The sequence below is a fragment of the Roseinatronobacter alkalisoli genome (genome assembly GCF_028745735.1).
GTDB lineage: Bacteria > Pseudomonadota > Alphaproteobacteria > Rhodobacterales > Rhodobacteraceae > Roseinatronobacter > Roseinatronobacter alkalisoli.
In genome coordinates this window covers 1-5,038 of record NZ_JAQZSM010000076.1, presented here as the reverse complement: position 1 = coordinate 5,038, position 5,038 = coordinate 1, and the positions used below count along the sequence as shown (strand labels likewise).

The window sequence follows — 5,038 nt, the reverse complement described above, 5'->3', positions numbered from 1 at the left end:
CTGCACCTCGGCGATGCTTCGAGCTTGTGCAAAGCTTGTATTGCGCGGAAGGGTCCGTAGAAGCACACGCGCATTCTGGTCAATGAACCGCGCGCGTGCAGCCGGGCGCGCAGCCTCCCCAATTGGTTCGTTCACAGGATACTGTGCGATATCCGTCGCCGCCTGACAGGGGTTCTTCGCGTTGAGTGCGGTCTGCTGTAGCGCAAGCTGGCGGCCCATTTTCGGTGGCGGTCCCGTTGGCTGGTATTGTGAAGGACAACGTCAACACATAGCATCTCGGCCAGTCAATCCGCGTGTTGTCGGTATTGGGCAAGGGAACCGCAGCCGGTGCTGGCGCGTCGCTCTCTGCCTCGCGTTGCCGTTGCTGCCTATAGGCCTCCAGTTCTTCCGGAGACCAGTCGCGGACATCGCCCGTGGCCTGTGCGAGTCGGCGGGTTGGACCTGCTGAAGGCGCCGGTTCCGGGTCATACGATGTCAATCCAGCTGCGGGCCGAGTTTGCGGATCGGGAAGGGTCTGCTGAACCCTCCGCCGCCGGGGATCGGCTCCCATCCGATCAGCGTGGGGCGGTCCAGTTGAGTATGAAACAACAGATGCTCGACAACACCCACTTTCTGCATATCCTCGGGATAGCCCTCGCCACCCATCTGGCGCGAGGGGAAAAAGCCGAAAATTTCGCCCGGTTCCAGACGGCCCAGACGGTTCGAAGCCGAGGTGAACATATGATAATCGCTGTAGTCTTCGTGCATGTCGTGACCGAGCCGGTAGCCGAGGATACGCAGGAAATTTGCCACATGAAAATCCGGTGTCCTACTTCCCTGCTGCAAATCGCGCAAGGGTCCCGGGCCGTGAACATGGACCTTAGCTTGGTCGAAAGCTGTCAGGTCAATCGTACATCGCTGGTTCTTTGCACCCCAAGCTTCTATTGTTCCCTCATAATCATATAGATAGCATGTGAAATCCGCAGCGTCATATTCCGGATCACCGGCAAAAACTTCTTCCACGACCGGTTGCAGCAGCGCCGGATCGCAGAGCCACGCGAATCCCTGCAGCAGCGCGCCACGGCCACTGCGGCGCCAGAATTCCAGTAAACCATCCGGCACCCGGCCGCGATAGCGCTCTGCCTCGGCCGCGCTGACCGGTTCGACAAAGCTCATCGGACCGAGCACGTCGAGAATATCATCAAACGGGCGCTCACGGCTCGTCTCGCCGTAATCGGTCAGGTTCATGTCGCTGAAATCGACACCGGTGATCTTATTCATAGCGGATTTCCTTCTGCATCAACCCCTCGCCCCGGGCAGACCCGCAATCGCGCAGTCATTTGCGGGCATCCATTTTGTTCCAGACGCACGGCATGCGCATCCAGCCGTTGCAGCCGATCACCACCCTGAACGCCGCGCCACTGCGCCCATTGCGCCCCGATGATCCGGTTCTCGCGCTGCGGGCCGATGCGCAGATAATTCGCCGGATCACCCCCGGCGACGATATCAAGCGCATGGAGCGCAGCCAAGGACCCATCCCCGGGTGGCGGGCCTTTGTCGCTTCTATATTCTGCCCATATCTGCCTATATGCTCTCCTTGCTCTTGGTGAACTCCGCGCAATATCGGTTGTGCCATCGGCGAGGATGCGCGATCGGTTTCTCGTATAACTGGACGGCGACATCACCTGCAAAGCGGTTTCCTGCTCGCTCAACTGTCGCTGAAATTCGACCGGGTCATAATTGGTGGTCGTTGGACTGAAGCAAATCACGATATAGGGGCATCGCTGGTTGTCCTCATCTTCATCCACCCGCGTCCCTGTATCCGTATCAGTCTGCGTCTGGGGCTGCGCCAGCGATTCCGCCCTCGCGCGCTCCGCACGCTCCCGGTCCATCTCTTGGTCGTAATCCCCGCGCACATGGCCCTGCCGCCCGCCATTACGCAACCGCTCGATCGCGCGGTCGTGGATCTCGCGCTGGGTGTCGTTGAAACTGTCAACACCGCCGTATCTTTCCGCCTCGCGCGCCATGTAGCCTTCGGGGTCATCCCACGCACGCTGGTTTTCGCGTTGGCCCAGGTCATAGCCGTGCAGAATCCAGCCCAGAACACCGATCCTGCGCAGCAGCGGTCCAACGGACGGGAGCCTGTTCGGCGCGCCGCCGGGGACGGATGGCCCGGGCGCGGGCCCAGAGGGCGGCGGTGCGGGGGCGGTGGCCGGGGGCGCTTGCACCGGCGGCGAAGGGGCAAGGAAATAGCTTGAAGAAGCCCCCGTCGCCGCCAGTTGCATCGAGCCCGGCAGCGGGTCGTCATCCTCTGGCGGGGCGTAGGTTGCGGTGTCGCGCACGAAGATGGCCTCGCCCACCGTGTTGCGGTTGTTCATCCAGAACCGGTCGAGATGGCGGATGACGGGGCTGCCCTCGGCGCGCACCTGCGCGGCATGGCCGATGGGTTCACAGATGCCCCCCACTGTGCCCGACACCACACCCTTGCCGACGCCGGGTTCATCGCCATGCACATGTGTGGTGTGCGAACGCAGCACCATCGCCTTCTGGCCCGTGAACCGTACCGAGGGGGTGTAATCCTCATCATGGCCGAAGGTGTCATAGATCATGAAGGGCACCGGCGCTTTGGGTGCGCGGCAGATATCGGGGGCAAGGCAGATGACCCGCGCCTCATCCGTGTCGCGCAGCGCTTCACGGGGCTGGCTGGTCGTCCAGGGCGCGGGATAGCCCGGCTCGCCGATATAATCGTCCGGTGGCAGGCTCATGCAGCCCCCTCCGCCATCCGGGCGTCATAGCGCCAGCCGATGCGCAGCTTTGCCCCGTCAGCATCGGGCAGGGGAAAGCGCGTGCGCCATGTCAGGGTGACGCGGTGGTCGGCGCGCCAGTCGAAATGCACGCCATCAAGATCAAGCCGCCGCCAGTGCCCGCCATTGAGTTGCACCGCCAGCGCAATACCCGGCAGCCATCCGACTGCATCAGGGAATGTGGGGGACAGCGCGGTCAGACGATACCCCTCATCCCCCGCAAGAAACGGGATGGCGATCTGGTCAGGTGGGGCGCATTGCCAGAACCGCAAATCAAAATCGCGCGGCAAAAGTGGGTGGCGGGTGTCCTGCCATGCCTTGTCATAGGTTCCGGCGTGATCCGCACGCCCCTTCCAGAATGGGGCTACAGGCCCAAGCCCGACTGGCGCTGCGTCAAACGGACCATCCAGCAGGACGATCTGCGGTGCCGGGACCGGCCTGGCGTTTTCGGGTTCTGCCCCGCCCGGATTGCCCCGGCCGATCGGATTGCGGGGGTCCGGCTCTGCATCCTTTGGCCCGGATGCAGGGGCACCCCCATACGCAAACCGCCAGTCCATTGGGACAGTATCTGTCGGTTCAGCCGGGCCGGGAACCCAGCCCGATATCTGCGGCCCCCCCCAGCGCTTTCGCTTTTGCTTTTGCGGCACCAGATGCCGCGGTCCGGTGACACGCAACACCTTGGCAACCGGGCCGATTGCCAGACTGCAATGCCATTCCGTGGCAGGGGGGCGCGCCGGATAGCTGACACCAAGAAACGTGATGTCGGTTCCGGCCTTGCCAGGTGTCAGATCGGTCTGTTGCACAAGCGCAGAATCGTGTGGCGCACCATCATATGCGTCTTCCCACTGGAATGGCGGCTGATCTTCCTGCCAGGCCATCCGGGTGTTCTGGACATGGGCGAAGACGCCGCGTAGCGCGACAACACAATCCAGCCCCCCTTCCATGTCGAATTGCCGGAAAGCGAGGCCGCGCAGCGGCGTCTCGTTGATCAGTTCCATGGCATCAGTTCATGTCAATCGGTTTGCCGCGCATCTGAAAATGATCAGTTGCAATGAAATTGAAGGTCTTGCCAAGGATCAGGATCTCGCCATTTGCCTTCATGACCAGCTTGCTGTCGCCCACTTCCAGAACGAATTCCTCGCCGACTGCGATCTTCTTGTACTTCCCGACAGATTCGATTGACGTCGCTCCGACATTCGTGACACGAGACATGCCGACCTGATCGACATGCGCGACACCTGTCGTGTCTGATCTGAACAATCCGGTTACAGTGTTCATGACGCCTGACATCGGAAATAATCCGTCCGCATTCTGCCCGACACCCGACCCCGACGCCGCGAGGGCCGCACCTGCATCAGGGCGATCATTGGTTTTACCTGCCAAGGTTGAACGATCCTTCAGTCCGCCACCAGAGAGAAACCCCAAACCGGAAGCGGCAAGCGTCGCGGCAAAGCCGTTTACAGCGGAATCTGATCCGCCTGCCACATCTGCGGCTTGTTTCAGAAGCCCGGCAGTATGGCCTGCAAGCCCGGCGACGGCCGCCATCAAGGCAATTGCAGAGGTGCCAGTTCCGCCGACCACAAGGTTCATCGAACCGCCGATTTCACATTTCCGGTTGTGGCCCACCTCTGTCACCTGATTGCGTCCAACCGAGGTGACCGAATGGCGGTCAATACGTGCGACTTGATCATTCAGAACACGGGTGGTCTGGTCTTTCTGGGCATGCTGGAACAGCAGTTCTCTGCCCTTTTTATCCTCGAAGCTAATCTCATTGAACCCGTCCCCCTCATGCGTATCGCTGCGAAACACCGATTTCGTTTTATGCGCCGGCAATTCATACGGCACCTTGTTGCGCCCGTTATAGACGCATCCCGTCACCAGCGGCTGGTCGGGATCACCGTCGAGGAACTCGACCACCACCTCCATGCCCACGCGCGGGATCACCATGCCGCCCCAGCCATTACCCGCCCAGGATTGCGACACACGGCAGCGCATCGAATTGGCCTTGTCCAGGTCCCAGTGGAACCGCACCAGGATCCGGCCGTATTCGTCGCAGTCGATCTCTTCGCCTTCAGCCCCCACCACCATCGCCGTTTGCGGGCCGCGCACATCGGCGAGGGGGGTCTTCCTCTCAGGCAGCATCGGCGCTGTGCCGGGCATCAGCACATAGCGCCCGCGATAGGCCAGATCATCGCCCCTGGTCCCGCCTGTGCCGTAATTATCCGAGGTATAGGAATGACTTGCCACAAGGCACA

General features: G+C 61.6%; 4 protein-coding genes. All 4 read right to left on the bottom strand.

Going from position 1 to position 5,038, the window contains the following annotated elements; genetic code table 11:
* Window positions 1–474: 474 nt before the first annotated feature.
* A complete protein-coding gene (locus PUT78_RS22995) occupies window positions 475–1,260 on the bottom strand; it encodes a GAD-like domain-containing protein (RefSeq protein ID WP_274354555.1) in 786 nt (261 codons plus the stop codon).
* Window positions 1,257–2,744 carry a PAAR-like domain-containing protein gene (locus tag PUT78_RS22990; protein WP_274354554.1) on the bottom strand — a complete coding sequence of 496 codons (1,488 nt, stop codon included), beginning with the start codon at window positions 2,742–2,744 and terminating at the stop codon, window positions 1,257–1,259. Before PUT78_RS22990 ends, PUT78_RS22995 begins: the two co-directional genes overlap by 4 nt.
* A complete protein-coding gene (locus PUT78_RS22985; RefSeq protein WP_274354553.1) occupies window positions 2,741–3,781 on the bottom strand; it encodes a DUF2169 family type VI secretion system accessory protein in 1,041 nt (346 codons plus the stop codon). Before PUT78_RS22985 ends, PUT78_RS22990 begins: the two co-directional genes overlap by 4 nt.
* A 4-nt stretch (window positions 3,782–3,785) precedes the next feature.
* The coding region (locus PUT78_RS22980) for a type VI secretion system Vgr family protein (RefSeq protein WP_274354552.1) at window positions 3,786–5,038 on the bottom strand (1,253 nt) is incomplete at its 5' end.

Excerpts from the sequence above, each read along its gene's own strand:
- PUT78_RS22995 (WP_274354555.1), bottom strand. The coding sequence starts at position 1,260 with ATGAATAAGATCACCGGTGTCGATTTCAGCGACATGAACCTGACCGAT.
- PUT78_RS22985 (WP_274354553.1), bottom strand. The coding sequence starts at position 3,781 with ATGGAACTGATCAACGAGACGCCGCTGCGCGGCCTCGCTTTCCGGCAA.
- PUT78_RS22990 (WP_274354554.1), bottom strand. The coding sequence starts at position 2,744 with ATGAGCCTGCCACCGGACGATTATATCGGCGAGCCGGGCTATCCCGCG.